The sequence below is a fragment of the Stutzerimonas stutzeri genome (assembly GCF_000952685.1).
Taxonomy (GTDB): domain Bacteria; phylum Pseudomonadota; class Gammaproteobacteria; order Pseudomonadales; family Pseudomonadaceae; genus Stutzerimonas; species Stutzerimonas stutzeri_E.
This window is the reverse complement of sequence record NZ_JYHV01000037.1, coordinates 533,756-547,388: the sequence shown is the minus strand read 5'-3', so window position 1 is coordinate 547,388 and position 13,633 is coordinate 533,756. Positions and strand designations below refer to the sequence as shown.

The window sequence follows — 13,633 nt, the reverse complement described above, 5'->3', positions numbered from 1 at the left end:
CCTCGCTGCACCGCCTCAGCGGGCCGTCAGACCAATCAATCGGTCCGCCACGCCCTTGGTCTGGCGTGAGGTTCCGGCGGTGAGGTTGCTCGAGTTTTCCAGCGCATCGAGCAAGCCGGTGAGCGAGCCGACACCAGCCGACTGCGTTTCGATGTGCTGCGCCACTGCGTGGATCTCACTGGCCAGCCGGTCGATGTCGGTGCCGATCTCTTCGGCATTCCTGCGGGTAATCTCGGCCAGCTTGCGCACCTCGTCGGCCACTACCGCGAATCCGCGTCCCTGCTCGCCGGCACGTGCGGCCTCGATCGCCGCATTGAGCGCGAGCAGGTTGGTCTGTCCGGCGATCTGCTGAATGGTCTGCACCACCGACTGGATGCGCTGGCTCGATTGCGCCAGGTCGTGGGCGCTGCTGACCACCTCATCGGCCTGCTGGACCATCTGCTTGACCGAGCTGCCGGCCTGTTCGATGACAGCGCCCTGTTGGTTGATGTTCAGCGTCAGATCATCCATCGAGCCGTGCAGCTCGGTGGCGCACTGGCTCAGCTGCTCGGACATGGAGCGGCGCTCCTGATCCGCCTGCGACAGCACCTGCCCGAGGTCGGCCAGGCCGCGGAATACCGGGCGGATGTGTTCATCGAGGCCGCTGATGTCCACCGCGCTGCTGTAGTCCTGGCGCTTGAACTGCTCGATCTGCTTGACCACCACCTGGCTCAAGCCGGTGAGCTTCTTGATCTGACGGCGCAGGAAGAAGGCTTTGAACTCGCCGTGGTAGGCGATGAAGTTGTCCGTGTAGTCGTCGTGGAACGCTTCGTTGTCCCGGACGCGAAAGAAGAACACCGCGGTCAGCGTCTGGTTGAGGTTGAGGCCGAGGATCTCGCCGAAGGTCGAGTAGCCGGCGACCGGCACGTCGTCGAACACCGGGTCCATGCGGCCGAGCGCCTGCTCGTTGTTCAGGCGCCGCAGGATGCAGTCGTTGAGGATCCCGGCCAGTGGCTTGCCGGGCTTGTTGCGCATGAATTTCTCGTAGTCGCGGCGGGTCGCCTCGGCCAGCGGGGTGCGCTTGACCATGATCAGCTCCTCGCCGGGCGCCACGTCGCAGAACAGGTGCACGCGTTCGTTGGCGAAGTCGATCTGCGAGATCGACCGGACGAAGACCTCCTCGCCGACGCGGATGGCGAAGGAATAGTCGGCGAGCCGCTGTTCCAGTTCCTGCGGTGCGCACACGAGCGCCTCGCAGAGCGCCTGAACCATCGTGCAGATGTTGCCGCGGGCGTCGACCACCTGGCTGATGTAGCGGTCCTCCAGCGAGGCACTGAGCACGCTCAGGCTGAGCGCGGTGGGCTCGAAGTTCTGGCTCTTGAACACGCCGAAACGCACGTCTCGGGCGCACTTGAGGAAGACGATCAGCGCGTGGTTCTGATAGCTGCGCTTGCCGTCGTGCAGCTGGGTCGTCTTGAAGTCCAGCTTGCCACCGGCCGAGCCGCCGACGAACAGGCACGGGAAGCGACCGGACTCGTACAGCGCCTCCATGAAAAAGGACTCGGATGCCGAAAGGCCGTCGAAGAAGATGTTCGCCAGGGTGTCGCGGTAGTCGATCTTCATCGACACCTGCAGGCGCTTGATCGAGGCGGTGAGTTTGGCGATCCGTTGCGCCATGCTCATCCGCTCGGTGCCCTTGCGGATGTCTTCGCACTCCAGCGGCACCTGCACGATCTCGGCGGCGGCGATCACACTGGCGTCGAACAACTGCAGGACCACGCCATCCCATTGCGCGCCGGTGGCGCAATAGAGCCGCTGATTCTCGCTGGATAGCTCTCCCGAGGTGGTGCACAGGCTGATGGCCGCGTGCGGAAAGCGCTGTGAGATCTGCCGCGCCACCTGGTCCAGATCGACATGTGGCGAGACGAATCCGGCGATATAAGTCGGTTCGAAGCGCAGGGCGGCTAGCTGCTGCGCGAGCTTTTGCGCGGTACCGAGCAGACTCAGGGTTCCGTTGGTGGGCGTATGACCTGGCTTGAATCGAGAGAACGAAAACATGGGCGTTACTCGCGCATTGTGGGTGGGTGAGCGGTCCCGAACCCGCCCGTTCCCGATGACCGGATGATTCGCTATCAGCCTCGTGCAGGCATGCCCTGCAGACCGTTCGGCAGCGGCTCGGTGGTTTCAGGTTATCGGCCGCTTCGGCAATGCTGGCTATGCAACCTTGGTGTTCGTTCTGAAGTAGTAGGTGCGCTGGGACGAGGGGCGGGCGCGCTGTTCAGGCCGCAGGCGACCGGCGCGATAGCGGCTGCTGTGATTGTGCAAATTTCGACCAGAGGCCTCTTGTTGTGGAAGAAATTGCCGATAGCCACGGTATTCACCCCAGGAGCGGCGCCATGTCTCGCTTTCTTTCAGATCTCGGATTCCGTTGGAAAATCACCCTGCCCATTGCTGTGCTGGCCCTGTTGCTGGTGTTGATGGGGGGCGTTGGCATGCGTGGCATCGACCGGGTGGCCGACTCAAGTCAGCAGCTGGCCAAGCGACATCTGCCCGCTATCAGCCTGCTGCTCAATGCCGATCGCGACCTTTACCAGGCCTTCGTGGCTGAGCGCAGCCTGCTCGATAGCGACGCCGGCGAACATCGTCAGGCGCTGCGTGACAGTCATACGGAAAACCTCAAGCAGGCCTATGACCGGGTGCAAAAATACGCCGCCACCCAGCCGGGTTCCGAGGCCCTGGCATTGATCGAGCAGTTCAATCGTGGCTTTCGACAATGGTCGGAGGTTTCGCAGCGGGTGATCGGTCGAATCGATCTCGACCGGCAGGCGGCCAGTGCGCTGAGCTTCGGTGACAGCGAAGCGCGCTTCGATGCCATGCGCGATGCCATCGACAAGCTGGGCGAACTCGCAGATGAGGCCGCAGCGGCCGAGGGCGAGGAGGCAATGGCCGAGGGGGCGGCGACCGCCAGGCAACAAGGCGCAGTGCTGGTGGTCGGTTTGCTCGGCTGCACGCTGCTGGTGCTCGGCCTGCCGCTGGTGGTGTTGCGCCCGCTCCGCCGTCTGCTCGACCGTGTGCAGCAGATTGCAGAGGGTGATGGTGACCTGCGCACCCGGCTGGAAGTGCGTTCGGCCGATGAGCTGGGTCAGCTCGGTAACGCATTCAACCGTTTTCTCGACAAGCTGCAGCCGCTGATCGCTGAAGTAAGGCGGATGACCGGTGAGGTCGATGCCGCCGCGCGGGGCATGGCGGGGATGGCCGCGACCAACGATCAGCTGATTAGCCGCGAACACGTGGCGGTCGACCAGGTCAGCACGGCGGCCACAGAGATGAGCGCCGCGGTTCATGAAGTCGCGCAGAATGCACAGAACGCCTCGGATGCGGCGCGGGATGCCGAGCGCCAGTCACGTGAGGGCGCAGCGGCGGTTAGCAACACCATCCAATCGATCCGCCAGCTCGCGCAGGAAGTGGAAAGCACCTCGCAGACCATCGAGGCGCTGGCTGAAGAAACCGCCAGCATTGGCGCCGTGCTCGAAGTCATTCGCGGCATTGCCGAGCAGACCAACCTGCTGGCGCTCAATGCTGCCATCGAAGCCGCACGGGCCGGTGAGCAGGGCCGAGGCTTCGCCGTGGTCGCCGATGAGGTGCGAGCCTTGGCGGCCCGTACCCAGGATTCGACCAAAGACATCCAACTGCGTATCGAGCGCTTGCAGACTGGCGTCGCCAAGGCCGTGCAGGCGATGCATGTCGGCAGCAACAAGGCGCGCGACAGTGTCGAGCGCGCCGCCGGCGTCGATCAGGTGTTGGCCGACACGACGCACTCGGTCCAGCGCATCAACGACATGGCGGCGCAGATTGCCACCGCCTGTGAGGAGCAGAGCAGCGTCACCGAAGAGATCGCGCGCAATATCAGCGATATCCGCGACCTGTCCAATGATGCGGCGGGCAATTCGGCCGAGAGCATGCAGGCTAGCCAGCAGCTCTCATCGTTGTCCCAGAGCCTGGCAGAGTTGGTTGGGCGCTTTCGGGTCTGATCTCAGCGCTCATGCGCCGGCTTTTGCAGCGGCGTTGAGCGTTCCCCACAGCAACTTGCCGAGGCCGGTGTCGTCGGGCAATAGCAGTACGTTGAGCAGAAGTACCAGTATCAGGCCCGCTGCGTAGGCCAGGCTGATCATTCGCTGCCTTCGCCGCCGGCGCGTGTCTGGCGCGTAGGTTGACGAATGCCCGGAGGGTCGGGAGGAGGTTGGGTGCATCGTTGTCTCTACAGGTGGCGAACCGCGGATCGCTGATGGCATTCGGGACAGGCGCGGAGGCGCGGCGAAGTAAAACCGAAATAGAAGCATAATGCCACTATTGCGATAGCGGTCCGACGGACTGCGCGGGGGCTCCCGGCTTCGCGTCTTGCGATTCGCTCATACCCCTGAAACAAACGGAAAAGCTCTCGTTCGTCAGTCTGCCAGTGAGGCGTGCGGTGTCGACCATACTCAAGCGTCGATATTGCCGACCGCAACACCGAACCGGAGGCTTTCATGCAGACGCGCCGCCAGCTGCTTCATCGTTCCGTCCTGTTCGCTACCCTTGCCGTGCTCGGGCCGTCATGGCCGTTGCTGGCGAAAGCCGCCGAGCCGTTACGGATGCGCAAGATTCCGGCCTCAGGCGAATTGCTGCCGGTGATCGGCCTGGGTACCTCGCGTACGCATGACATCCGCCTCGATGACGACGAGATGCAAGCCCTGCTCGAGGTTCTGCGAGTCTTCATCGAGGGGGACGCCCAACTGATCGACACGGCGCCGAGCTACGGCAACGCCGACCGCGTGGTGGGTGAGCTGGTTCGGCGGCAGAACGTGCGTGAGCGGGTGTTTCTCGCCACCAAGGTTTCCGCCACCGGCCGGGACCGCGGCATGGCACAGCTCGAGAAGAGCTTCGAGGCGTTGCAGGCCGACACGCTCGACTTGGTCCAGGTGCACAACCTGCAGGACACCCGCACCCAGCTCGGCCTGCTGCGCGACCTCAAGGAGCAAGGGCGGATCCGCTATATCGGCGTGACACACTATGTCGAGTCGGCCCACGATCGCCTGCTAGAGGTTCTCAAGCAGGAGCCCGTCGACTTCGTCCAGTTCAACTATTCGGTCAGCGAGCGCAATGCCGAGAAGCGCCTGTTGCCCTATTGCGCAGACAAGGGCATCGCCACGCTGATCAACCGGCCGTTTACCCGTGGCAACCTGCTTTCACGGGTCAAGGGCAAGCCGCTGCCGGCCTGGGCCGCCGAGATCGACGCCAGGTCCTGGGCGCAGATGCTGCTCAAGTTCATCCTCGCCGAACCGGCGGTCACTACGGTGATCCCGGCAACTTCCAACCCCCGTTACATGGCTGACAATATTATGGCGGGGCAGGGAAGGCTGCCGGACGCGCGCCAGCGGCAACTGATCATCGACGCTTTCAGCTGATCACCACATGGCACAGCCTGAGTGTCGCCGCCGTCGGGAGGCCGCATGCCTGCCCATCTAGCCACGCGGTTTTCCGCATCGATCAATGCGCGCCCCGGCGAGCTGCACGCGGCGCTCGCGGGGTTCGGGCTGTTTTTCTGTCTGTTCACCGGCTATTTCATGCTGCGCCCGATTCGCGAGTCGATGGGCATCCAGGGCGGGGTCGACAATCTGCAATGGCTGTTCACCGCGACCTTTTTCGCCATGCTGGCGGCGGTGCCGCTGTTCGCCTGGCTCAACTCGCGGGTCGCGCGCATTCACTACATCGATTGGGTGTACGGGTTCTTCTGCCTGAACCTTTTGCTCTTCGCCGGATTGTTCTTCGTGCTACGCGACAGCATCTGGCTGGCGCGCGTGTTCTACGTATGGATCTCGGTCTACAACCTGTTCGTGGTCTCGGTGGCCTGGAGCCTGATGGCCGATGTGTTCGACGCGCCCCAGGCGCGTCGCCTGTTCGCCTTCATCGCCGCCGGTGCCAGTGTTGGCGGCCTGGTCGGGCCGGCGCTGAGCGCCTTGCTGGTGGGTCTGCTCGGACAGTTCGGCCTGATGCTGTTGGCCGCACTGTTGCTGGCTGCGGCCGTGGCGCTCAAGCATTACCTGATGGCGTGGCGCGAAATCCATGGCGCCGGCCGGCCCGGTGCCGAGCATGCCGAAAGTTCGCGGCGGCCGGTCGCCGGTAATCCCTTCAGCGGCCTTACGCGGGTGCTCGGCTCGGGCTATCTGCTGGGAATCGCTGCATTCGTCCTGCTGCTGACCACGGCCAGTACCTTTCTCTATTTCGAGCAGGCGCGGCTGGTAGCCGAGCTGTTTGAAGACCGCGCCGAGCAGGTGCGGGTGTTCGGCGCGATCGACTTCGTGGTGCAGGCCGGTGCGTTGCTGTCCCAGCTGTTCATCACTGGCCGCATCGCCCAGCGCCTCGGTGTGCGGGTGCTGCTGACGGCGGTGCCGGGGTTGGTCTGCCTGGGCTTCATTGGCCTGGCGCTCGCGCCGACCTTCGCCGTGCTGGCGACAGTGATGATCGTGCGAAGGATTGGTGAGTACGCCTTCGTCCGACCGGGACGGGAAATGCTCTTCGCGCCGCTGGACGCCGAGAGTAAATACAAGGCGAAGAACTTCATCGACACCGTGGTCTATCGCGGCGGTGACGCCTTGAGCGGCTGGGCCAAGAGCCTGCTCGACAGTCTAGGTCAGGGCGCCTGGCTGATCGGCGTGGTGGGAGCGATCTGCGCCGCGGTCTGGGGTGCGGTGGGGTGGTTTCTCGGTGGGCGTGCCGATCGTGCCGATGTGACCAAGGCCACAGGGCACGACTAAAGCGGTGCAGCTGAGATTGTTCGCAGCCATGGCTTGATCTTGCCTTCGGGCAGCTTGTTGTGGCGTGCGCTGTCTCGCCTGTGCCGATTCACTGACCTGGGTCAGGAGCGGCAATCGCGCCGCTGATGACAATTCCTTCAAACGAAGCCGCTGAACCTCGGCGATGCGGGCGCCTCGAACCCTTGTAGGTACGTTATCAATTAGGAGTAGTCGTATGCATGTTCAAGTCAACAGCCATCACATCCCCGGCAGTGTCGAGCTGCATGAATGGGTGGGGTCGACCGTGGAGGAGCGGCTGGAGCGCTTCGACGAATTCCTCACTCGGATTGAGGTGCACGTCAGCGACGAGAACGCGCAAAAGGCCGGAGCCGACGATAAGCGCTGCCAGATCGAGGCACGGCCCAAGGGCCATCAGGCGGTTTCGGTAACTCACAAGGCCGATTCGCTGCAGCTGGCGGTCGAGGGCGCGGCGGAAAAGATGCGCCATGCACTCGATCATTTGATGGGCAAGCTGGACAACAACGTCCTGTCTACTGGCGAACTCAACGATCCGTTTCTCGACGAGCAACCGCAGGCCGTCAAGGACGCCATGATCGAGGAAGACTTCCTGGAAAAGCAGGACGAACTCGATAAGTAATTCCAGCCCCGGCGCACAGCCGGGGTCTGTTCCCATCAAAGTTGCGCAGAGCCCGGAACCCATCGCTACCGGTGCGTTTCAAACCCAGCATCTCCTCTCGGTGGGCTTTTCATGCAGATCATTCTGGTGCGTCATGGACGGCCCGATCACCGTGCCAGCCCATGGAGCACGCCGGCCGGCATGCAGCGCTGGGTCGAGCGCTACAACGCCGCCAACGTCGTGGTCGCCGAACGACCGGAAGCGTTGCGCCGCCTCGCTGGTTCCGCCGGCACAGTGCTCTGCAGTTCGCTTATGCGCTGTGTGGAGTCGCGTGACGGGCTTGGTTGCGACTGCCGTTCCGAGCCTGATCCGCTATTTGCAGAGGCGCATCTGCCTTACCCCGATTGGTCGTTCCCACCGATGCCCTCACGCTTCTGGCGCATCACCTTTCGCACGGCTTGGTTCTTCGGTTTTGCCCGGCACACCGAGCCGGTGAGTGACTCGAGGCAACGCGCCCGCGCAGCCGCCGACAAGCTCATCGAATTGGCGCATACCCACGACTGTGTGTTGCTCATGGGGCACAAGATCATGAATGCGTTGATCGCTCGTGAACTGCGCCGGCGCGGCTGGCATGGGCCGGCGTTGCCGCTGCTGTCCGGCTACTGGCACCCGAGTCGTTACCACAAACCGTCCTGATTGGCCTTCCATCGCTGACCTCGCCTGAAGCCTCGCAGTCCGCCCTTCCTGGATGACCTTATGCGTTTGCCTCTCGCTTTGGTTTGCAAGCTGAAACGTTTCAGCTAACGTAATCAGGCATGCATAACAACAAAGGAAAACCTCATGACGCGTTTGCAGCTTCTTTGCGGTCTGGGCCTGTGCCTGTCCAACCCTGCCATGGCCTGGGAACAGGTGCTGATCGACCCTGACAAGCCTGTGCAGAATTGGCGCATCACCAGCCAAGCGCTCGGAATCAAGGCCGAGCAGCCGTTCAGTGTCAGCCTGCGCACCCTGCATGGTGGGCGCCAGGAGGGTGTCAGCCTGATCGAGATCGACAACGGCGCGATGCGGATCACGGTCGTCCCGACGCGCGGCATGAACGTGCTCGAGGCCGTGGCTGGTGATGTGCGCCTGGGGTGGGATTCGCCGGTGGACGAGGTGGTCAACCCGGCCTTTATCGAACTCAACGGTCGCGGTGGTCTGGGCTGGCTGGAAGGCTTCAACGAGCTGGTTACCCGTTGCGGTTTCGAATGGGTCGGCCACCCCGGCGAAGACAATGGCGAGTTGCTCACGCTGCATGGCCGCGCGGCGAATATCCCTGCCTCTCGCGTGGTGCTGGAGATCGACGAGAAGCCACCTTACGCCATTCGCCTGCGTGGTGAGCTGAAGGAAAAGGCGTTCAAGAAGGTCGACTTTTCGATCATGACTGAACTGAGCACCGAGCCCGGCCGCAGCGGTTTCTCGCTGCACGATACCCTGACCAACCAGGGCGACTACGCAAAGGAATATCAGGCGCTGTATCACACCAATTTCGGGACGCCCTTGCTGGAGCAGGGTGCTCGCTTCGTCGCGCCGGTGAAGCAGGTCTCGCCGTTCAACGCTAAGGCCGCCAAGGAGCTCGGTGACTGGCAGACCTATCGTGGCCCGACCCCGGACTACGATGAAACCGTCTACAACGTTGTGCCCTATGCCGATGCCCAAGGCGAAACGCTGGCGATGTTACATAACCGCGACGCCGAGTTAGGTGTCACCGTCGGCTTCAATACGCGCGAGCTGCCGGTATTCTCGCTGTGGAAGAACACCGACACCCACAAGCAGGGCTACGTCACCGGGCTGGAACCGGGCACCAGTTTTTCCTACAACCGTTCCTACCAGCGCCCGCTCGGATTGGTGCCGAAGATCGAACCGGGTGAGCAGAAGCATTTCCACGTGCGCTACGAGTTGCTGGCGAACAAGGCGGCCGTTGCGGACGCCCGTAAACGCATCGAGGCGATCCAGGCTGGCCGCCAGAGCGAGGTCCGCCAGGAGCCGTTGGTCGACCTTGACAAGAACTAATACGCACTCAATGCAAGGTTATTGACGGAAAGCCGGCCTGCGCCTTGCCTGCTACGCTGTGAACCGTTTCCACGGTTCGCCAACGGCCTGTTGATTGAACCGTTGCAGCTGCTCTGCCTTGGGCATCCAAGGCGGGCGCAACCAGCGTCTTGTGAGCATTTGGGGAAGTGCTCATAGTGCGTCGTTCGATGGACGCCACTCACGCAGCTATGGCAAAAGGCTTACAAAAACCTGCGCCATTGGCTGCTTCAGCTCAGGGCGGGGAATGCTTAATCTACTCCCACTCTGAAGCGCAGGACGCGCTCAGGATCAGGATGATCGACCACCGCCAGGATGGCACTCGAACGGATTCGATACGGTCAGAAAAAAACCCGCTTCGGCGGGTTTTTTGCTTTCTGGTCAAAGCTGCATTCGCGACGGCGGTCATTGCGATCATGCAAAGCTACAACTGCATGGCGTTTTGATCGATTTAGACGATCTGCAGCATTTGTTGGACTTTGTGAGTGCGTAAAGATCCTTTCGGTAGGCACCATAGCTTCATCGGTTGGGCACATCCCGCTCACCGTTCAGCCTTCCACCTATCGAGGATAAGACCATGCATACACTCAATCGCGCACTCACCCTGGCCGCCCTGGTCCTGGCTACTACTGCAGCCAACGCCGCCGGGCCCGCCGGCACCGGCACCGGCACCGCCGCGGTACTCGGCAGCGAACGAACTGAAAGCTATGTCACGACGAAAGACGGTGTCAGTCTCTACTACAAAGACTGGGGCCCGCGAGACGGTCAGGTGGTCACCTTCAGCCATGGCTGGCCTCTGAATTCGGATAGCTGGGAATCGCAGATGATGTTTCTGGCCTCGAAGGGCTATCGGGTAGTCGCCCATGATCGGCGTGGACATGGTCGTTCCAGCCAGCCGTGGGACGGCAACGACATGGATCACTATGCCGACGACCTGGCCGCGGTGCTCGACGCGCTTGATCTGAAAGACGCCACCCTGGTTGGCTTCTCCACCGGTGGCGGTGAGGTGGCCCGCTACATCGGTCGTCACGGCACCGCTCGTGTGAAAAAGGCAGTATTGGTCGCCTCGGTTCCGCCACTGATGCTCAAGACAGATAGCAATCCCGATGGTGTTCCGCTGGAAGTCTTCGATGGTCTGCGTCAGGCGTCTCTGGACAACCGCTCGCAGCTTTATCTGGACATCGCGTCCGGGCCCTTCTTCGGCTACAACCGACCCGGCGCGACGCCTTCTCAAGGGTTGATCCAATCGTTCTGGGTGCAGGGCATGCAGGCCGGGCACAAGAATACCTACGACTCGATAGCCGCGTTCTCCGCTACCGATTTCCGCGAGGACCTGAAGAAGTTTGATGTTCCGACCTTGGTGATTCATGGCGACGATGACCAGATCGTGCCGATCGACACCTCGGCCCGTGCGGCCGCTGCCATCATCAAGGATGCCGAACTCATCGTGTATCCCGGCGCTCCGCATGGCCTGGCCGATACTCACAAGGACCGCCTGAATCAGGACCTGCTGGATTTCCTAGAGCAATAAGCTGTCATCGATCGGTCCGGATACCGGGCCGGTCGGTACCTGCTGGCGACCGGCGCCAGCCTCCGTTGCGATTGCGTGCTGGCTCTGGGGCGGGCTCATTAAACATCAGGGCGCATCAGATCAGTGTGCGGGCTCCCTGACAGCGAAACGCCTAATTGGTTGCCGATATAGCGAAAGGCTTACACGGATCGCAGCGATCGGCTATTTAGCTGAGGCCGTCCGAAGCCTAATCTATGCCCATCTCTGAAGCGCAGGACGCGCTCAGGATCAAGGAAGATCGGCCATCGCCAGGACGGCAACCGGAAGGATTCGGAATGGTCAGGAAAAACCCGCTTCGGCGGGTTTTTTGTTGTCTGCAAGAAAGCGGCGGTGAGCCTTAAGCGCTGTGTTCACTGGCCCGCACTGCTGCCCGGTACCGCCGTGATCTGCTCGATCAACCACTGCAGCGCTGCATCCCGCTCGCGCTGGGCCACGCTGACAATGTCCAGCTGAAAGGCGCCGAGGTCGAACGGCAGATTGAAGAGTTGCAGTGGCAGCAACCGGGCGAAATGCCGGGCGAGCTGGGTTGGGAGTACGGCGGCCAGATCGCTGCTGGCCACGATGTGCGCGGCCTGGAGATAGTTGGGCGTGGTATAGACGACGTCGCGGCTGAGCCCTTGGTCTTCCAACCACTGATCGACCATGCCACGCGTCTGGCCGCCATGGACCCAGAGGTGACGCAGGCGCAGAAATGCGTCGAGATTCAGCGTTTTGCCAATCAGCGGATGCCCTTTGCGCACCGCGACCTGCAGTGTCTCGCTGGCCCAGCGGCGGGTGTGGAAACGCGTCGGCACATCGACGAAACGGCCCAGTACCAGATCCAGCTCGCCGTCATCCAGCGCCGCCGCGGGCAGGCTCGGGGTCAGGTGTTGAATCGCCAGTTGGATGCCCGGCGCTACACTCGCCAGACGGGCCATTAGCGAAGGCATGCAGATCAGCTCGACGTAATCAGTTACGGCAATGACGAAGCGCTGGCGGCTGGTGGCGGGGTCGAAGTAATCGCCGGCGTTCAGCGTGTGTTCGATCTGCTGCAGCGCATCGCGAATCGGCACTTCCAGGCTCAGCGCGCGCGGCGTCGGCTGCATGGCGCGCCCGACCCGTACCAGCAGCGGATCATCGAGCAGTTCGCGCAGACGGTTGAGTGCGTTACTGACCGCCGGTTGACTGAGCGAGAGCCGTTCGGCAGCGCGGGACACGTTGCGTTCGCGAAGCAAAGCGTCAAGCACGCGGAGGAGGTTGAGGTCAAAATTGTAGATATTCATTTGGTGAATCTGAAACATCACAAGACTAAATTTCAAAAATAGTATCGTCATCGTCTATGGTTGGTCTCCAGTTTTTTCCGCCTTGCGACGAGGACAGCTGCAATGAGCCAAACCCGCTTCGATATCCAGACCGCCGCCGTGATCGGCGCGGGCACTATGGGCCGCGGCATCGTCATGAGCCTGGCCAACGCCGGTGTGCAGGTGCTGTGGCTGGACAACAATCCCGAGATGCTCGAACAGGCGTTGAGCGTTGTCGCCGATACCTACGCGCATAACGTCCGGCAGGGGCGCATCGACGAAACCCAGGCCGAAGCGCGCCGCGCATGCACCAGCAAGGCCGCCAACTATCAGGCGCTGGCGGACGTGGATCTGGTGATCGAGGCGGTGTACGAGAACCTCGAACTCAAGCAGAACATCTTTCGCGAGCTGGACGGCATCGTGAAGCCGGCCGGCATTCTTGCCAGCAACACCTCGGCGCTGGACATCGATGCCATTGCTGCCGTTACCGGGCGCCCAGAGCAGGTCGTGGGCCTGCACTTCTTCAGCCCGGCGCACATCATGAAATTGCTGGAAATCGTCCGCGGGGCGAAGACCTCGACAGCGGTGCTCGAGGCCTCCACCGAGCTCGGCAAGCGCATGGGCAAGGTCAGCGTGATCGCCGGCAACTGCCAGGGCTTCATTGGCAACCGCATGCTGGCGACCTATGTGCGTGAGGCGCGGATGATGCTGCTCGAAGGCGCCTACCCGCATCAGGTGGACGCCGCGCTGCAGGGCTTCGGCTTCGCCATGGGACCGTTCCGCATGTACGACGTGGTCGGCATCGATCTGGAATGGCGCGCCCGGGAGCTGGCGGGCAAAGGGCAGGATGAGCCCGAGGTGCAGGTCGACAATCGTCTCTGCGAGCTCGGCCGCTTCGGCCAGAAGTCGCGCATGGGCTACTACCGCTACGCCGAGGGCAGCCGTCAGGCCGAGCACGATCCGGAAGTGGATGCGCTGGTGCAGCGCGAATCTGAGCGGCTTGGCTTCCAGCGTCGCGAGATTGGCAGCGAGGAGATCCTTGAGCGCTGCCTGCTGGCACTGGTCAACGAAGGCGCGAAGATCCTCGAGGAAGGTATGGCCGAGTCCAGCGCCGATATCGACACCGTCTATCTCTACGGCTACGGCTTCCCCGCCGAAGTTGGTGGGCCGATGACTTGGGCTGATCGCCAGGGGCTGCCGGCCATTCGTGATCGCCTCAACGCCTTGGCTGAGCGTCACGGCCCACACTGGCAGCCGGCTGAGTTGATCGACAGCCTGGCCACCTTGGGTGGTCGCTTCGTCGACTACAAGCGGGAGGCTTGAG

General features: G+C 62.5%; 12 protein-coding genes. 9 read left to right on the top strand and 3 right to left on the bottom strand.

What is annotated here, in order from left to right; all coding sequences use genetic code 11:
• Positions 1–15 precede the first annotated feature (15 nt).
• Complete coding sequence (locus tag UF78_RS21105; RefSeq protein ID WP_045164167.1) at positions 16–2,037, bottom strand: methyl-accepting chemotaxis protein; 2,022 nt, start codon at positions 2,035–2,037, stop codon at positions 16–18.
• A 338-nt stretch (positions 2,038–2,375) separates the two neighbouring features.
• On the opposite strand from UF78_RS21105, the gene UF78_RS21100 reads away from it, so the two are divergent.
• A complete protein-coding gene (locus UF78_RS21100) occupies positions 2,376–4,010 on the top strand; it encodes a methyl-accepting chemotaxis protein (protein WP_045164166.1) in 1,635 nt (544 codons plus the stop codon).
• 9 nt (positions 4,011–4,019) lie between these two features.
• Here UF78_RS21100 and UF78_RS23205 read toward each other — a convergent pair whose 3' ends face one another.
• On the bottom strand, positions 4,020–4,151 hold the full coding sequence (locus tag UF78_RS23205) for a hypothetical protein (RefSeq protein ID WP_268988835.1): 132 nt from the start codon (positions 4,149–4,151) through the stop codon (positions 4,020–4,022).
• A gap of 354 nt (positions 4,152–4,505) precedes the next feature.
• Here UF78_RS23205 and UF78_RS21090 point away from each other — a divergent pair, with 354 nt between their 5' ends.
• The 7 genes from UF78_RS21090 to UF78_RS21065 all read left to right on the top strand — a co-directional run bounded on the left by UF78_RS21090 (position 4,506) and on the right by UF78_RS21065 (position 10,990).
• Positions 4,506–5,423, top strand: coding sequence for an aldo/keto reductase (locus UF78_RS21090; protein WP_045164164.1), 918 nt, complete (start codon positions 4,506–4,508; stop codon positions 5,421–5,423).
• A gap of 45 nt (positions 5,424–5,468) precedes the next feature.
• Positions 5,469–6,773: an NTP/NDP exchange transporter gene (locus UF78_RS21085; protein ID WP_045164163.1), complete on the top strand. Its 1,305-nt coding sequence runs from the start codon at positions 5,469–5,471 to the stop codon at positions 6,771–6,773.
• A 214-nt stretch (positions 6,774–6,987) separates the two neighbouring features.
• Entirely contained in the window at positions 6,988–7,410 is a 423-nt protein-coding gene (locus UF78_RS21080) for an HPF/RaiA family ribosome-associated protein (RefSeq protein ID WP_045164161.1), read from the top strand.
• Positions 7,411–7,521: 111 nt separating this feature from the next.
• Positions 7,522–8,085 carry a fructose 2,6-bisphosphatase gene (locus UF78_RS21075; RefSeq protein WP_045164160.1) on the top strand — a complete coding sequence of 188 codons (564 nt, stop codon included), beginning with the start codon at positions 7,522–7,524 and terminating at the stop codon, positions 8,083–8,085.
• A gap of 144 nt (positions 8,086–8,229) precedes the next feature.
• Complete coding sequence (locus tag UF78_RS21070; protein WP_045164159.1) at positions 8,230–9,441, top strand: aldose 1-epimerase family protein; 1,212 nt, start codon at positions 8,230–8,232, stop codon at positions 9,439–9,441.
• 188 nt (positions 9,442–9,629) lie between these two features.
• Positions 9,630–9,905, top strand: a complete 276-nt coding sequence (locus UF78_RS22945; RefSeq protein ID WP_155397675.1) for a hypothetical protein — start codon at positions 9,630–9,632, stop codon at positions 9,903–9,905.
• Between the two features lie 131 nt (positions 9,906–10,036).
• A complete protein-coding gene (locus UF78_RS21065; RefSeq protein WP_045164158.1) occupies positions 10,037–10,990 on the top strand; it encodes an alpha/beta fold hydrolase in 954 nt (317 codons plus the stop codon).
• Positions 10,991–11,379: 389 nt separating this feature from the next.
• Here UF78_RS21065 and UF78_RS21060 read toward each other — a convergent pair whose 3' ends face one another.
• Positions 11,380–12,291: a LysR family transcriptional regulator gene (locus tag UF78_RS21060; protein ID WP_045164384.1), complete on the bottom strand. Its 912-nt coding sequence runs from the start codon at positions 12,289–12,291 to the stop codon at positions 11,380–11,382.
• A 102-nt stretch (positions 12,292–12,393) separates the two neighbouring features.
• Between UF78_RS21060 and UF78_RS21055 the strand changes: the two genes are divergently transcribed.
• A complete protein-coding gene (locus tag UF78_RS21055) occupies positions 12,394–13,632 on the top strand; it encodes a 3-hydroxyacyl-CoA dehydrogenase (RefSeq protein ID WP_045164157.1) in 1,239 nt (412 codons plus the stop codon).
• The last annotated feature ends 1 nt before the right edge of the window (position 13,633 follow it).

What these genes read in the sequence shown, in the direction of transcription:
- UF78_RS21105 (WP_045164167.1), bottom strand. Translation starts at nt 2,037, where the DNA reads ATGTTTTCGTTCTCTCGATTCAAGCCAGGTCATACGCCCACCAACGGA.
- UF78_RS21100 (WP_045164166.1), top strand. Translation starts at nt 2,376, where the DNA reads ATGTCTCGCTTTCTTTCAGATCTCGGATTCCGTTGGAAAATCACCCTG.
- UF78_RS23205 (WP_268988835.1), bottom strand. Translation starts at nt 4,151, where the DNA reads ATGATCAGCCTGGCCTACGCAGCGGGCCTGATACTGGTACTTCTGCTC.
- UF78_RS21090 (WP_045164164.1), top strand. Translation starts at nt 4,506, where the DNA reads ATGCAGACGCGCCGCCAGCTGCTTCATCGTTCCGTCCTGTTCGCTACC.
- UF78_RS21085 (WP_045164163.1), top strand. Translation starts at nt 5,469, where the DNA reads ATGCCTGCCCATCTAGCCACGCGGTTTTCCGCATCGATCAATGCGCGC.
- UF78_RS21080 (WP_045164161.1), top strand. Translation starts at nt 6,988, where the DNA reads ATGCATGTTCAAGTCAACAGCCATCACATCCCCGGCAGTGTCGAGCTG.
- UF78_RS21075 (WP_045164160.1), top strand. Translation starts at nt 7,522, where the DNA reads ATGCAGATCATTCTGGTGCGTCATGGACGGCCCGATCACCGTGCCAGC.
- UF78_RS21070 (WP_045164159.1), top strand. Translation starts at nt 8,230, where the DNA reads ATGACGCGTTTGCAGCTTCTTTGCGGTCTGGGCCTGTGCCTGTCCAAC.
- UF78_RS22945 (WP_155397675.1), top strand. Translation starts at nt 9,630, where the DNA reads ATGGACGCCACTCACGCAGCTATGGCAAAAGGCTTACAAAAACCTGCG.
- UF78_RS21065 (WP_045164158.1), top strand. Translation starts at nt 10,037, where the DNA reads ATGCATACACTCAATCGCGCACTCACCCTGGCCGCCCTGGTCCTGGCT.
- UF78_RS21060 (WP_045164384.1), bottom strand. Translation starts at nt 12,291, where the DNA reads ATGAATATCTACAATTTTGACCTCAACCTCCTCCGCGTGCTTGACGCT.
- UF78_RS21055 (WP_045164157.1), top strand. Translation starts at nt 12,394, where the DNA reads ATGAGCCAAACCCGCTTCGATATCCAGACCGCCGCCGTGATCGGCGCG.